The following is a 13,323-nucleotide window of genomic DNA, read 5'->3' as shown; positions in this document are numbered from 1 at the left end:
TTTATGATTTTTTAGGGACAACACGGACCCGAGGTGGGAGCGAGCCTGCTCGCGAAAGCGGTGTGCCAGCCAAAAGAATGTCTGCTGATACGACCTCTTCGCCAGCAGGCTCGCGCCCACAGGGTCTTACGGTGTATCGGGCTGGTTGGCCGGATGCGCCTTGATGAACGCCGGATGCTCGGCCGCCAACGCGGCTACGCGACAAATCCGTGGATAAGCCTCCAGCGAAACACCGAAGCGCTGCGCCGCGTACAACTGTGGAATCAGGTACACGTCCGCCACACACGGCCACTCGCCGAAACAGAAACCGCTGTCGCCGATCAACTGCTCGACGGTCGCCAGCCCCTGACTGATCCAGTGCGCAATCCACTCCACCACCTGCGGCTCTTCGTGGCCCAGCTGGCGCAGGCGATTGAGCACGCTGACGTTGTGCAGCGGATGCACGTCGCAACCGATCACCGCCGCCACACCGCGCACATGAGCGCGGGCGGCGAGGTCTTCCGGTAGCAGCGGCTGCTGTGGATAACGCTCTTCCAGATACTCGATGATCGCCGGCGACTGAATCAGCAACTCGCCCTCATCCGTACGCAGAGCCGGCACGCGGCCCTGCGGATTGATCGCCAGATACGCCGCCTGCCGATGCTCGCCCCCGGACGGCGCAATCAGATTGACCGGTAGCGCGTTGTAGTCGAGCCCCTTCAGCGCCAGAGCGATACGCACCCGGTACGACGAGGTGGAGCGGTAATAGGTGTAGAGATCCATGAGCCGCTCCTGTCAGCGCGCCGCCAGCACTGTACCGCGGCATTCGCCGAAGCCGATCGAGGCAAAACCGTCTCGGGCGCAACGGGCGCGCAGGATGATTTCGTCACCGTCTTCGAGGAATTTGCGCACTTCGCCGGAGGCCAGTTCGATCGGCTTTTTGCCGCCCTCGGTGATTTCCAGCAGGCTGCCGAACTGACCGTTTTCCGGACCGGACAAAGTGCCCGAACCGAACAGGTCGCCGGCCTGCAACTGGCAGCCGTTGACGCTGTGGTGCGCGACCATTTGTGCGACGGTCCAGTACATGTAGCGCGTGTTGCTCAGGGTCAGGCGATGAGCCGGCAGATTCTGCTCGCGCATGGCTTCGGTGAGCAGCAGCACTTCCAGTTCGATGTCAAAGGCACCGCCCTCCTGATCGCGCTTGTCGAACAGGTAAGGCAGCGGCTGCGGATCACCTTCAGGGCGCGCCGGTTGTGCCGTGCGGAAAGGCTCCAGCGCTTCGGCCGTCACCACCCACGGTGAGACGCTGGTGATAAAACTCTTGGACAGGAACGGGCCCAGCGGCTGGTATTCCCAGGCCTGGATATCGCGGGCCGACCAGTCGTTGAGCAGGCAGAAACCGGCGATGTGCTCGGCGGCGTCACCAATCGCAATCGGCTCGCCCATGTCGTTGCCCTGACCTATCCAGATGCCCAGTTCCAGCTCGTAGTCCAATCGTGCGCACGGGCCGAAGGTCGGCTCGCTGGCACCGGCTGGCAGGGTCTGGCCTTTGGGGCGGCGCACGTCGGTACCGGAGGCGCGCACGGTGGAGGCGCGACCGTGATAACCGATCGGCACGTGCTTGTAGTTCGGCAACAACGGGTTGTCCGGGCGGAACAGTTTGCCGACGTTCTGCGCGTGTTCGATGCCGACGTAGAAGTCGGTGTAATCGCTGATGCGGGCCGGCAGGTGCATCTGGCAATCGGCAGCCAAGGGCAGCAGTTTTGCGCCTTGGGCTTCGATGGCGCCGCGATGGCTGCTGCCCTCGCTGAACAGTTCCAGCAAGCGCGTACGCAAGGCGACACGGGCTTCGCGACCGAGGTCGAAGAAGGCGTTCAACAGGCCGCCGTGCATGGCCTCGACCGCACTGCGCGCGGCACCGTCAAACAGACCGGCTTCAAGCGCCACTTGCAGATCGAAAATGTGTTCGCCAATCGCCACGCCCGCGCGCGGCGCCGAGCCGTTGATGCTGAATACGCCCAGCGGCAGGTTCTGCAACGGGAAATCCGCGTGGCCGTTGGCCGAAGCGACCCAGCTGCGGGTGATGGAATTCTGCGTCATGGGTTATCTCCGGGTCGGGTCGAACGTGGCGGGCAGCGTGGCCCAGCAGGCGTCGTAATTGGATTGCAGTTGCGGGCAGTCGAGGGCGAAACGGCTTGGGCGCAGCACCTGACTGGTCTCGAACATGAAGGCCATGGTGTTGTCGATCTTCGCTGGTTTGAGTTCGGCGTTGATCGCTTTGGTGCAGGTTTCGCCGTCCGGGCCGTGGGCACTCATGCAGCTGTGCAGGGATGCACCGCCGGGCACGAAGCCTTCAGCCTTGGCGTCGTATTCGCCGTGGATCAGGCCCATGAACTCGTTCATCAGGTTGCGATGGAACCACGGTGGACGGAAGGTGTTCTCGGCGACCATCCAGCGTGGCGGGAAGATCACGAAGTCGAGGTTGGCCATGCCATGCACGCTGGTCGGCGAGGTCAGCACGGTGAAAATCGATGGGTCAGGATGATCGAAACTCACGGTGCCAATGGTGTTGAAACGGCGCAGATCGTATTTGTACGGCACGTTGTTGCCGTGCCAGGCGACCACGTTCAGCGGCGAATGATCGAGTTGGGTGCCCCACAACTGGCCAAGGAATTTCTGCACCAGCGTCGTCGGCTGCTGCAGGTTTTCGTAGGCAGCGACCGGCGCGAGGAAGTCCCGTGGATTGGCCAGACCGTTGCTGCCGATCGGCCCCAGGTCCGGCAGGCGCAGCGGCGCGCCGTGGTTCTCGGCAACGTAGCCGCGCGCCTGCGGATCAAGCAGTTCAACGCGGAATTTCAGACCGCGCGGCAGCACAGCAATTTCCAGCGGCGCGACTTCAAGCACACCGAGTTCGGTGGCAATGCGCAGTCGCCCGAGTTGCGGCACCAGCAGCAGTTCGCCGTCGGCGTTGTAGAACACCCGCTCCATCGAGCGGTTGGCGGCGTAGTTATAGATGCTGATGCCGGCCGGTTTTTCCGCTGCCGAGTTGGCGACCATGCCGACCAGGCCGTCGATGAAGTCGGTCGGCTCCGCGGGCATCTGCAGTGGATTCCAGCGCAGACGATTCGGGGTTATATCACCCAGCGGGCCGCCGGCCAGTTGCCGCTCCAGTTTGACGAACGCCGGGTGATTGGCCGACGGTTGAATCCGGTACAGCCACGTACGCCGCGCTTCACTGCGGGTCATGGTGAACGCCGTGCCGGAGAGCAATTCGGTGTAGAGGCCGTAGGGCGCTTTTTGCGGGGAGTTCTGGCCGATGGGCAAGGCGCCGGGCAACGCTTCACTGCTGAATTCGTTGCCGAAACCGGACTGGTACACCAGCGCCGACGCGTTTGAATCGAGGTTCATGGAGCCTCCTGAACAGGGAGTCGGCAGTGGCCCATCGCTCTGGCTCAGAGCTTTGCGCACGCCGGGGTTGTTATTATCGTAATTCGATTACGCATAACGTAATTTGCTCGCTAACCAGCGTCAAGCTATAAAGACGCCCATTCGTTTTCGGATCCCGGCCGCACCATGGAAAAAACCAGCGACAGCAACGGCAAACAGAAAGTCCGCTCCGCCGAGGTCGGCACCGACATCCTCAAGGCGTTGGCCGAGTTGTCGCCCTCCACCTCGTTGTCGCGGCTGGCCGAACATGTGCAGATGCCGGCGAGCAAGGTGCACCGTTATCTTCAGGCCCTGATCGCCAGTGGTTTCGCCGAGCAGAACGCCGCCACCAACCATTACGGACTCGGCCGTGAAGCGTTGCGCGTGGGCCTGGCAGCCCTGAACAGTATGGACGTGCTGAAAGTCGCCGCCCTGCCGCTGTCGGAGTTGCGCGATGAACTGAATGAAACCTGCTTTCTGGCGGTGTGGGGCAATCAGGGCGCGACCGTGGTGCACATCGAGCCGGCGGTGCGCGCGGTGACGGTGGTCACGCAATTGGGTTCGGTATTACCGCTGCTCAGTTCATCCACTGGCCTGGTGTTCAGTGCCTATCTGCCGCATCGCGAAACCGATGAACTGCGCGTACTGGAAACCGCCATCGCCGACCATCCGCTGGCCGATGAAAAAAACTACGTCAGCCTGTGTGAACAGATCCGCGAACGCGGCCTGCATCATGTGCACGGTTTGTTGATGCCGGGCGTAGATGCATTGTCGGCGCCAGTGTTCAACGCCGTCGGGCAGATCGCAGCGGTACTGACGATTGTCGGCCCGACTTCATTGTTCCACGCGGATGAAAACGGCCCGGCCGCCCGGCGATTGCTGGCGGCGGCACGCGCCGTCAGTTGGCGCATGGGCTATCAGGCCGACGACCTGCGCCCTTGAAACAACAGCCACAATCCCTTCAGTGACCCAATAGTGTAGCCGGACACGACTGTTGCATGCCCCGTAACAGTGCATGTCCGGAATCGCTCTGTTTCCTTCGATCTCAAGTGCTTATTCTGAGCGGGCTTTCACGGCACACGCCGCAAAGCAACCAGCCTTGGCTGCCGAACAACTCGCGCCAGCGCTGACCGATTTCAGATGAATCGATGCTTCGATTGATCGCCCTGGTGTTCACTGACGTTGATTTGTAGCTCCTTGATCCAACGTCTTACCTTGGCCGCTGCGTTTGCAGCGGCCTTTTTTATGGGCGAGATTTATGCCGGTGGGACAGGTCGCTTGACGGTCATGGCAGATGTCAAAGCGAATACTTCTGCAGATTCGCCATCATTTCCTTCAGCGCTTCAATGTTGTCCTTGGGATGCGCCGCCCCTTCGAAATCGCAGATCTGCTGCCAATGTGCCGCAACGTCTTCCGGGGAGAAACCGCTGCGTGGATCGAACCCGGCGCCGAGGCTGCGCTCCCAGCGCACTTTGCCCATCCAGCCACCACCGACTTCAAACAGACCGGACGTTTCCTGGCACTGCTCACTGGCCAGGTACACCACCAGCGGGCTGACCAGTTCCGGTTTCAGTTGTTCGAACACTTGCGGCGGGATCAGGCCCTCGGTCATGCGCGTACCGCCAGTGGGCGCGATGGCGTTGACCAGAATGTTGTTCTTGCGCCCTTCGATGGCCAGGGTACGGGTCAATCCGTAGAGGCCGAGTTTGGCCATGCCGTAATTGGACTGACCGAAGTTGCCGTAGATGCCCGAAGTGGATGCCGTGAAGATCACCCGGCCGTAGTTTTGCTCGCGCAGGTGCGGCCAGGCGGCGCGGGTGACTTTATAGGCGCCTTCGACGTGAACGCGATAGACCAGATCCCAGTCGGCATCGTCCATTTTGTGAAAGGTCTTGTCGCGCAGGATCCCGGCGTTGTTCACCACCACGTCGACACGGCCAAAGGCGTCGAGGGCGTTCTGCACCAGTTTGTCGCCGTCGGTGACCGAGTCGTGGTTGGCCTCGGCAATGCCACCGGCTTCACGAATTTCCGCCACCACACGGTCGGCGGCGGAGGCGTTGGCGCCCTCGCCCTGGGTCGAGCCGCCGAGGTCGTTGACCAGCACTCTGGCGCCATGCCGGGCGAACAGCAAAGCATGCGCCCGGCCCAGGCCACCACCGGCGCCGGTGACGATCACGACTTTATCTTCGAAACGTACGGACTCATTCATCGCAGGAACTCCAGCAGGCCAGTATTGAGTCCGAGTGTCAGGCACAGGGCTTTGGGTCACAACAAATACGGCTGAGGCTGAATGGTGCGCGATAACGGTGGGGGATGATGAGGGCGTCAAAAGATCAAAAGATCAAAAGATCGCAGCCTGCGGCAGCTCCTGCATTAATTTGTGCAGGAGTTGCCGCAGGCTGCGATCTTTTGATCTCTCAGGAGCACGCCACCTTGCGCGGCGGCAACTCCAGGCGATCACGAAACGCCAGATAATGTTTGAGCACCTGCACCGGCGCCTCGATCTGTGGATAGTGGCCGATGCCCGGCAACAACACCGTGTCGGCGCCGGCGATCAACTGGCGGTAACGCTCGACCATGTGCGCACCCGAGACCGGATCGACTTCGCCATCGATCACTCGCAACGGGATGTCATCACGCTGCATGGCCGCTACCCAGCGGTCGCGTTGCGCCCGGCGCTCGGGGATGTAGCCAATCAGTTTGTGCAGGATGCGCGGGCCGCGGTGGGTCTCGATCAGGCTCCAGAAATCATCCAGTTCGCTTTCGCTGGGGCCGGTTTGCGGGCCGAAAATCTGCCGAAAGCTTTTTACCAATGCATCACGGCTGAAGGCCCGGCCAATCATCCAGCCCAAAGGGCTGAGCAGCAACTTTTGCATCAGCACCGGGCGATGGGTTTCCGGGAACAGCCCGCCGTTGAGGAACACGCAACTGGCGACGGCGAGCCGGTTTTCGTAATGCCGCGCGAGCAGTTCCTGGGCGACGCTGTCGCCGTAATCGTGAGCCAGAATATGCAGAGGTTGCTCGACCTGCAGATGGGCCAGCAGCGCCTGTTGCAAATCGGCCTGTTCCAGCAGGCTGTAGCTGTGATGCAACGGTTTGGCCGAATCACCGAAACCGAGCATGTCACAGGCGATCACCCGATAGCGCTGGGCCAACGGCTGCCACAGGTAATGCCAGTCCCAACTGGCCGTCGGAAAGCCATGGATCAGCAACAGCGGCTCACCCTGCCCCGCCGTCCAGTAACGGATCGACTGGCCGCGAAAGACAAATGTCCGGCTGCGTTTGCGCCAGACACACAGAGGAATCTCGGCAAGAGGCATCAGAGTTTATATCCGGGGTCTTGTTTATCGAGTTTACGCAGCAACGCCGGCCAGGCCAGCGCGCCGCCCATGCCTTGAGCACTTTTGGTGACGCCGGCGATCATCGCTTTGGCGCCCGCCAGGATCTGCGGTTCGATGGCGATCAGTTCAGCACCGCCGGTCTGCGCCATGACCTGAATGTCGCAGGCGCGCTGGAAGGTGAACATCATCAGAAAGGTGTCGGCGATGGTGCCGCCACAGGTCAGCAGACCGTGGTTGTGCAGCATCAGGAAATTGTTCTCGCCCAGGTCGGCCTGCAAGCGCGCTTTCTCTTCGTGATTCAGCGCCACGCCTTCGTAGGCGTGATAGGCCAGGCTCGACAACACGAACAGCGACTGCTGGCTGATCGGCAACACGCCCTGCTTCTGCGCTGAAACGGCCACGCCGGACGCGGTGTGCGTGTGCAGTACACACACCACATCGTGCCGCACTTCGTGCACGGCGCTGTGGATGGTGTAACCGGCGGGATTGATTTCGTAGGGACTGTCCATGAGCTTGTTGCCGGCCTGATCGACTTTGACCAGGCTTGAGGCGGTGATCTCATGGAACATCAAGCCGAACGGGTTGATCAGGAAGTCTTCGGTGCCCGGGACCTTGGCGGAAATGTGGGTGAAGATCAGGTCGTCCCAGCCATGCAGGGCGACCAGTCGATAACAGGCGGCGAGATCGACCCGGGTCTGCCACTCCGCAGCACTGACCTGGTCTTTGACATTAACGGGCGACTGGACGGGGGCTACGCTCACTGTATGCACCTCTGCGTTCTTATTGTTTGGCACGTGTCAGCAGTCTAGTCAGCTCCCGGGGCTCACGTAGTTGCATTGCCAGCCAGCTTGATGACTGAGCGGGTCAGCCATGCAAACAGCTTGGATCCATGTCAAAGCAACGACGCCAACAAAGGCGCGGCGAACAGATTGAGCAGTCCCGTCAGCACCATCACCAGCCCGGCCACCGAGCCTTCTTCACCGCCCACTTCATGCGCCCGACTGACGCCGGCACCGTGCGCGCCAACCCCAAACAATGCACCGCGCGCCAAGGCACTGCGCAGCGGCAGCCACTTGAGCAGCACGCCGCCGAGCATCGCACCGAACACGCCGGTGAACATCACGAACACGGCCGTCAGTTCCGGCACGCCACCCAGATCCTGCGCCAGCGGCATGGCGAACGGCGTGGTGATCGAACGCGGCACCAGCGACATCGTGACTGAGGTATCCAGCGCCAGCGCCCTGGCCAGGCCAAACGAAGTAGCGATCGATGCCGCGCTGCCGGCGAGCATGCCCAGCAACAGCGCTGACCAGTGCCGCACCAGCAGACGTCGCTGCTGCCAGATCGGCACCGCGAAAGCGACGGTCACCGGCCCGAGCACCAGCATCAACCAATGGGTGTTGCTGGCGTATTCGGCATAGGCCGTGTGCAACGGTATGGCGAGCGCCAGCAGCAGCGCCGGCACCAGAATCAGCGGCGACAACAGATAACGCCCGGTACGCCGATAAATCCAGCGACTGAACAGATACGCCAACAGAGTGAAAGCGAGCCAGAACATCGGCATCCATTCAAGCTTCATGGGACCGCCTCAGGCGCACGGCCAGCTCCACGGTGAAGGCCGTCACCAGCATCACCATCAGGGTGCTGGCGCCAATCACCAGCAGAATCCGCCAACCGTCATCACGCAGCAGTGCGCCGTAGTCGAGCAGACTCATCAGTGCCGGAATAAAGAACAGCAGCATCTCGGCCATCAGCAAGCCGGCACCCAGTTGCAGCGCCGCCGGTTTGACCCAGCCAAACGCGAACGCCAGCAGCAACAGGGCCATGCCGATAACGCCACCGGGGATTGGCCAGGCCAGCCACGCGGCAATCTGGCAGCCGAGCAAATAGAGACCGAGCAACACGGCCAGTTCTGCTATCAGACGGGAAACATACGTGAGGAATGCAGCGTTCATGATGGGCTCCTTACAGGGGCTTATTTTACGAAGCGGCCTGTCATCCCAGAAGCGAATTGTTAGACTCATGGCTATTCCAAAACGGAATCGGACCATGGAATTTAAACAGCTGCGCAGTTTTGTCGAAGTCATGCGTCAAGGCGGCTTTACCCAGGCGGCGAAAACCCTGCACGTCAGTCAGTCGGCGGTGAGCAAACAAGTCGCGCAACTGGAGCAGAGTCTCGGCACGCCGTTGCTCGAACGGCTCGGCTCCCAGTTGCACCTGACCGCTGCGGGCAGCGTGGTGCTGCAACACGCCGAGGGCATGCTGCGCTTGCGTCAGGAGTTGCTCAGCGAACTGGACGATCTGAGCCAACTGGCGCGCGGCGAATTGCGCCTCGGTCTGCCGCTGCTGGGCAGCGATGCGTTGTTCGCCGGTTTGTTCGCCGAATATCGGCGGCGTTATCCGAACATCAACATTCAATTGCTTGAGGGCGGCAGTCGTAACGTGGAACAGGCGGTGCTCAGCGGAGAACTGGAGTTGGGTGGCAGCTTGCAGCCCAAGGATCCGCAGTTCGATTTTCAGCCGTTCTGCGATGAGAAGCTCGACGCGTTGCTGCCGGTGGATCATCCACTGGCGGCGCGCGATGAAATTGCTCTGGAGGAGTTGGCCGAAACACCGTTCCTGCTGTATCAGCGCAGCTTCGTGCTCAATGACCGTCTATTGCAGGCGTGCCAGCAATTGGGCTTTACCCCGAAAGAAGGCGGGCGCAGTGGCCAAGCGGATTTTCTCGTGGCGCTGGTGGCGGCCGGGCAAGGCGTGGTGCTGTTGCCGAGCGTGGTCGCCCGGGCACTGGAGCGTCCGGGCGTGGTGCGCCTGACCTTGCGCGCGCCAGATTATCTGCGTTGGGATATCGCGTTCATCTGGCGTCGCGGCGCCTATCTGTCGAAAGCCGCGCAGGCCTGGCTGGCCCTGCTGCGCGAGCGCGCGATCAGCCCTTGAGCGTGGCGATCAACTGCGCCAGCCAAGGCTCGGCATCGGTTTCCGGGGTCACGCTTTCGCTGGCGTCCAGACGCAGCATCTCCTGTACTTCGCGCAGGCCCAGCTCGGCGAACAACTCACGCATCAGCTCGCCGCCACCGCAGAACGTATCGCCGTAACTGGCATCGCCCAAACCGATCACCGCGCCAGGCAAACCGCGCCAGGCCATCGGCAATTGATCGCGAAGGCTGAAATACAGCGGCTGCAGGTTATCCGGCAACTCGCCCATGCCGGTGGTCGAGGTCACCGCGAGAATCGCTTCAGGGCCGAACGCCTGTATATCCGCCAGGCTGGCGCGCGAGTTGTAGAAGGTTTCAAAACCGGCGTCTTTCAGCAGGTTCTGCGCGTGACGGGCGACTTCTTCGGCCGCGCCGTAAACCGAGCCGGAGAGGATGGCGACTTTCATCAATCTGATCCTGAAGCTGGAAAAAAGAGCGGCGATAGTAGCAGTCCGACGTAAAAGCCGCGATCCAGGCCCGAATAGCCGTGATGGCCAGTAGACAGACTGGCTGGAACTTCTAGAATGCCAGCCAATATCGACACTGAAAGGATTCATTGATGATCAATGCCAGTCTGCTGCAAATGGTGATCAACGCTTCGAACGACGGGATCGTGGTTGCAGAAAAGGAAGGCGAACAGGACAACATCCTGATTTACGTAAACCCGGCCTTCGAGCGCCTGACCGGTTATAGCAGCGAAGAAATTCTCTACCAGGATTGCCGTTTTCTGCAGTCCGGCGACCGCGATCAGCCAAGTCTGGAAAGGATTCGCGAAGTGCTGCGCGCTGGTGGCGCGTGTCGCGAAACATTGCGCAATTATCGCAAGGACGGCACGCCTTTCTGGAATGAACTGTCGCTATCGACGGTACAAAACGCCGATGATGGCCAGACTTATTTCGTCGGCGTGCAGAAGGACGTCACGGTTCAGGTCAAGGCGCAGCAACGCGTCGCGCAACTGGAAGCACAGGTTGCCGCCTTGCAAGCCGAACTCTCTGCCCTGAAAGCGACGAACGGCGCAAACAAAACGGCGAACTAAGTGTCAGTAACTACAATCACCAATGACTTTGTAACTAATTCTTTCGAGCCAGGCCATGCAACGCGACGCCCTCCTGACCCAGGATGAGCTGGATTTCATCCAGACCATGCAGCACAACCCGCAACTCAATGTGCGGGATGCGACGTCGAGCCTGTTGGTCAATGGTGGCTCGCAGATCCGTGACCTGCTCACGCGCCTGGCGGCTCATGAGCAAGTGACCATCCAGGCCAACTTCGAAAATCAGCAGATGACCTTCCCGTTGCACCTGGTGGAAGACGAATTTCACGCGTTGCACCTGCGTCTGGGCGTACCCAGCATTTACGAAGACGGGCCGATGGTTCGCCCATGGCGTCTGACCCTCGAAGAGCCGGTCGCGCTGGAAAATGCCAAGGGCCAACCGGGGATGATGTGGGTGCACGAGGTGTCGCACAAAGGCGTGCTGCTGGAAATGCGCAACAAGACCAAACCGCCCAAGCATTTCGCCCTGTGGTTCAGCCCTTCAGGTTATGAGCGGATCTCCCTGCGCGGCAATTTCGAGCGCGAAACCGAGCATGGCTTCTACGCTTACGAGCTGAGCCAGACCGATGCCGATGAAACCGAACGCCTGCGTCAGTTCATCCTGCAACAACACCGTCTGACCCACCCCGCCCTGCACACCTGATATTCAGGTATCCAGCGTCCCCGCGAGAAACTGCGTCATGCGCTGACGCATCGTCACCCCTTCATTGCCCAGACAGCCGATCGACGATCCCGCCAGACTGTCCTGCGCCAGATCGGCGGTATCGCCGGCCAGCATCACCTGACAATCCAGACTTAACGCCAGACGGTTCAACCGTCGCGGCAAATCGGCTGTCGGGGCGTGATTGGAAAACAGCACCAGCGCCTGCGGCTTGATCCGCTCGCACACCAGCGCCAACTCATCGAATGGCTGACCGGTGGTGAGCACCCGCACCCCGGCGTCATTGCCACTCAGAAACAACGCGGCAACCAGTAATTCGAGTTCACGACACTGACCGGCGAGCGCACTGACAATCACTTTGCGCGGTTGCGCGCCGCGCAGCGCGACAATCCGCTGCAGGACTCGCGCCCGCAGGAACCCGTCGAAAAACAACCATTCGCTGGTCTGGCCGAAGGCGTCCTGGCGCTGCAGCATCTGCAGCCACAACGGCATGAGAATGTCCTGGAACACCACTGACAGCGAATATGAAGAGAAAATCTGGTTGTAGACCTGATCCAGCGCGCGGTCATCGAACGCGCTGACTGCAACCTGCACCTGCTGTTGCCACTGCGCGTAACCCGCCTGCACCAGATCATCAGGAATGATATGCGCCAGCACTTTCAGCGGCTCGGTCTTGGCGAGGATCTTGCCGACCTTGCTCACCGCCACGCCGCGGTCGATCCAGTCGACGATGCTGCGCACGCGCTCGATTTCGGTCATCGAATACAGCCGGTGCCCGCTTTCGGTGCGCGTCGGCTGAATCAAACCGTAGCGACGCTCCCATGCACGCAGCGTTACCGGGTTGACGCCGGTCAGGCGCGACACCTCACGAATAGGGAACAACTCTTCGCGCTCAAGTGCGACAGAGGCCTGCAAAGCAGGGTCAGCGTCCGTGATAACAGCCATTGTGCAGGTGCATCCACTCGGTAAATTTGGATCCCATTCTACCTCCGATGCCCTCTATCGGTTCAACCCCATGAACAGAGACGAAAGTCTCTGAAACTGTCATTAAAATCAGGAATAATCCTTGCTTGTCAAAAAGCGCAGGCTCCTACCCCCGCCTGCGTATTGCGAAACTCCTACCCGGAGCGACGCACTCGGAATACGGAGATACACAATGTCTACTTCCCCCGTCACGCTGATGGTTGCGCGTCGCGTCGCCGATGGCCGCTATCAGGACCTGATTGCCTGGCTGCGCGAAGGCGAACAACTGGCCACTGACTTTCCCGGTTACCTGGGCTCCGGCGTGCTCGCTCCGCCACCCGGTGACAACGAATTCCAGATCATTTTCCGCTTTGTCGACGAACAGACCCTGCATGCCTGGGAGCACTCGGTCTCGCGTACCGCGTGGCTCGCGCGGGGCAGCGATCTGTTCGCGCATCCCAAAGAACATCGGGTCAGCGGCATCGAAGGCTGGTTCGGCGCGGCCGGTCAGCGGCCACCGCGCTGGAAACAGGCCGTGGCCATCTGGCTGGCGTTCTTTCCGGTGTCGCTGCTGTTCAACTTTGTTCTCGGGCCGTTGCTCGGCGACATGAGCCTGCTGCCGCGGGTGTTGATCAGCACGGCGTGCCTGACGCCATTGATGGTGTATTTCTTTATTCCGCTGTCGACGCGGCTGCTGGCCAACTGGTTGAACGCTGTGCCGGCGCGACCTTTGCCTGCAACACCCTCTACGCAGAATCGATGATTTCTGTGTGGGAGCGAGCCTGCTCGCGAATACGGACTGCCATTCAACATTGATGTCGACTGAGACACCGCATTCGCGAGCAGGCTCGCTCCCACAGGTATTGGTAAGGCCGACAATAGGTGCATGGCTCATGTCGCTGTTATAGTTTTTGCTCCAACCGC

Annotated in this window: 15 protein-coding genes; 5 read left to right on the top strand and 10 right to left on the bottom strand. The window is 60.9% G+C overall.

The genetic code is table 11. The annotated features are described in order from the left end of the window. Positions 1 to 126: 126 nt before the first annotated feature. The 3 genes from maiA to hmgA are packed head-to-tail and all read right to left on the bottom strand — an operon-like array spanning position 127 to position 3,387. Positions 127 to 762, bottom strand: coding sequence for a maleylacetoacetate isomerase (gene maiA, locus HXW87_RS08560; RefSeq protein WP_182403894.1), 636 nt, complete (start codon positions 760 to 762; stop codon positions 127 to 129). Between the two features lie 12 nt (positions 763 to 774). Then, the gene (gene fahA / locus HXW87_RS08555; RefSeq protein ID WP_239778755.1) at positions 775 to 2,079 is read right to left on the bottom strand and encodes a fumarylacetoacetase; all 1,305 of its coding nucleotides are present in this window, start codon (positions 2,077 to 2,079) and stop codon (positions 775 to 777) included. A 3-nt stretch (positions 2,080 to 2,082) separates the two neighbouring features. Beyond that, positions 2,083 to 3,387 carry a homogentisate 1,2-dioxygenase gene (gene hmgA / locus HXW87_RS08550; protein ID WP_239778754.1) on the bottom strand — a complete coding sequence of 435 codons (1,305 nt, stop codon included), beginning with the start codon at positions 3,385 to 3,387 and terminating at the stop codon, positions 2,083 to 2,085. A 165-nt stretch (positions 3,388 to 3,552) separates the two neighbouring features. Between hmgA and HXW87_RS08545 the strand changes: the two genes are divergently transcribed. Continuing rightward, positions 3,553 to 4,347, top strand: a complete 795-nt coding sequence (locus tag HXW87_RS08545; RefSeq protein ID WP_047291777.1) for an IclR family transcriptional regulator — start codon at positions 3,553 to 3,555, stop codon at positions 4,345 to 4,347. A gap of 355 nt (positions 4,348 to 4,702) precedes the next feature. Here the strand turns inward: HXW87_RS08545 and HXW87_RS08540 are convergent, their stop codons facing one another. The 5 genes from HXW87_RS08540 to HXW87_RS08520 form a co-directional block, all read right to left on the bottom strand. Further along, positions 4,703 to 5,614, bottom strand: a complete 912-nt coding sequence (locus HXW87_RS08540; protein WP_239778753.1) for an SDR family oxidoreductase — start codon at positions 5,612 to 5,614, stop codon at positions 4,703 to 4,705. Positions 5,615 to 5,822: 208 nt separating this feature from the next. Continuing rightward, positions 5,823 to 6,725: an alpha/beta hydrolase gene (locus HXW87_RS08535; protein WP_086793805.1), complete on the bottom strand. Its 903-nt coding sequence runs from the start codon at positions 6,723 to 6,725 to the stop codon at positions 5,823 to 5,825. After that, positions 6,725 to 7,507, bottom strand: a complete 783-nt coding sequence (locus HXW87_RS08530) for a class II aldolase/adducin family protein (protein ID WP_182403885.1) — start codon at positions 7,505 to 7,507, stop codon at positions 6,725 to 6,727. Before HXW87_RS08530 ends, HXW87_RS08535 begins: the two co-directional genes overlap by 1 nt. A 131-nt stretch (positions 7,508 to 7,638) precedes the next feature. Further along, complete coding sequence (locus HXW87_RS08525) at positions 7,639 to 8,325, bottom strand: LrgB family protein (protein ID WP_095667474.1); 687 nt, start codon at positions 8,323 to 8,325, stop codon at positions 7,639 to 7,641. After that, positions 8,315 to 8,701, bottom strand: coding sequence for a CidA/LrgA family protein (locus HXW87_RS08520; RefSeq protein WP_239778752.1), 387 nt, complete (start codon positions 8,699 to 8,701; stop codon positions 8,315 to 8,317). The genes HXW87_RS08525 and HXW87_RS08520 overlap by 11 nt, the downstream gene beginning before the upstream one ends. Before the next feature lie 94 nt (positions 8,702 to 8,795). On the opposite strand from HXW87_RS08520, the gene HXW87_RS08515 reads away from it, so the two are divergent. Continuing rightward, a complete protein-coding gene (locus HXW87_RS08515; protein WP_239778751.1) occupies positions 8,796 to 9,683 on the top strand; it encodes a LysR family transcriptional regulator in 888 nt (295 codons plus the stop codon). On the opposite strand, the gene HXW87_RS08510 is transcribed toward HXW87_RS08515, so the two are convergent. After that, a complete protein-coding gene (locus HXW87_RS08510; protein ID WP_041073948.1) occupies positions 9,673 to 10,128 on the bottom strand; it encodes a flavodoxin in 456 nt (151 codons plus the stop codon). The two genes, HXW87_RS08515 and HXW87_RS08510, sit on opposite strands and share 11 nt — an antisense overlap. Before the next feature lie 152 nt (positions 10,129 to 10,280). Here HXW87_RS08510 and HXW87_RS08505 point away from each other — a divergent pair, with 152 nt between their 5' ends. Further along, a complete protein-coding gene (locus HXW87_RS08505; protein WP_121183736.1) occupies positions 10,281 to 10,757 on the top strand; it encodes a PAS domain-containing protein in 477 nt (158 codons plus the stop codon). Positions 10,758 to 10,812: 55 nt separating this feature from the next. Beyond that, complete coding sequence (locus tag HXW87_RS08500; RefSeq protein WP_025109427.1) at positions 10,813 to 11,418, top strand: hypothetical protein; 606 nt, start codon at positions 10,813 to 10,815, stop codon at positions 11,416 to 11,418. A gap of 3 nt (positions 11,419 to 11,421) precedes the next feature. Here HXW87_RS08500 and HXW87_RS08495 read toward each other — a convergent pair whose 3' ends face one another. Beyond that, on the bottom strand, positions 11,422 to 12,381 hold the full coding sequence (locus HXW87_RS08495) for a MerR family transcriptional regulator (protein ID WP_239778750.1): 960 nt from the start codon (positions 12,379 to 12,381) through the stop codon (positions 11,422 to 11,424). A 211-nt stretch (positions 12,382 to 12,592) separates the two neighbouring features. Here HXW87_RS08495 and HXW87_RS08490 point away from each other — a divergent pair, with 211 nt between their 5' ends. After that, on the top strand, positions 12,593 to 13,162 hold the full coding sequence (locus HXW87_RS08490) for an antibiotic biosynthesis monooxygenase (protein WP_047291761.1): 570 nt from the start codon (positions 12,593 to 12,595) through the stop codon (positions 13,160 to 13,162). Positions 13,163 to 13,323: the final 161 nt, after the last annotated feature.

It is taken from the genome of Pseudomonas sp. Y5-11, assembly GCF_022368695.1.
GTDB lineage: Bacteria > Pseudomonadota > Gammaproteobacteria > Pseudomonadales > Pseudomonadaceae > Aquipseudomonas > Aquipseudomonas parakoreensis.
This window is presented reverse-complemented; position numbering and strand designations above follow the sequence as displayed.

Bases quoted from the DNA above. Each gene is read 5' to 3' on its own strand.
- HXW87_RS08510 (WP_041073948.1), bottom strand. From the start codon at position 10,128: ATGAAAGTCGCCATCCTCTCCGGCTCGGTTTACGGCGCGGCCGAAGAA.
- HXW87_RS08535 (WP_086793805.1), bottom strand. From the start codon at position 6,725: ATGCCTCTTGCCGAGATTCCTCTGTGTGTCTGGCGCAAACGCAGCCGG.
- HXW87_RS08540 (WP_239778753.1), bottom strand. From the start codon at position 5,614: ATGAATGAGTCCGTACGTTTCGAAGATAAAGTCGTGATCGTCACCGGC.
- HXW87_RS08515 (WP_239778751.1), top strand. From the start codon at position 8,796: ATGGAATTTAAACAGCTGCGCAGTTTTGTCGAAGTCATGCGTCAAGGC.
- HXW87_RS08490 (WP_047291761.1), top strand. From the start codon at position 12,593: ATGTCTACTTCCCCCGTCACGCTGATGGTTGCGCGTCGCGTCGCCGAT.
- HXW87_RS08500 (WP_025109427.1), top strand. From the start codon at position 10,813: ATGCAACGCGACGCCCTCCTGACCCAGGATGAGCTGGATTTCATCCAG.
- fahA (WP_239778755.1), bottom strand. From the start codon at position 2,079: ATGACGCAGAATTCCATCACCCGCAGCTGGGTCGCTTCGGCCAACGGC.
- HXW87_RS08520 (WP_239778752.1), bottom strand. From the start codon at position 8,701: ATGAACGCTGCATTCCTCACGTATGTTTCCCGTCTGATAGCAGAACTG.
- HXW87_RS08525 (WP_095667474.1), bottom strand. From the start codon at position 8,325: ATGAAGCTTGAATGGATGCCGATGTTCTGGCTCGCTTTCACTCTGTTG.
- maiA (WP_182403894.1), bottom strand. From the start codon at position 762: ATGGATCTCTACACCTATTACCGCTCCACCTCGTCGTACCGGGTGCGT.
- HXW87_RS08545 (WP_047291777.1), top strand. From the start codon at position 3,553: ATGGAAAAAACCAGCGACAGCAACGGCAAACAGAAAGTCCGCTCCGCC.
- hmgA (WP_239778754.1), bottom strand. From the start codon at position 3,387: ATGAACCTCGATTCAAACGCGTCGGCGCTGGTGTACCAGTCCGGTTTC.
- HXW87_RS08495 (WP_239778750.1), bottom strand. From the start codon at position 12,381: ATGGCTGTTATCACGGACGCTGACCCTGCTTTGCAGGCCTCTGTCGCA.
- HXW87_RS08505 (WP_121183736.1), top strand. From the start codon at position 10,281: ATGATCAATGCCAGTCTGCTGCAAATGGTGATCAACGCTTCGAACGAC.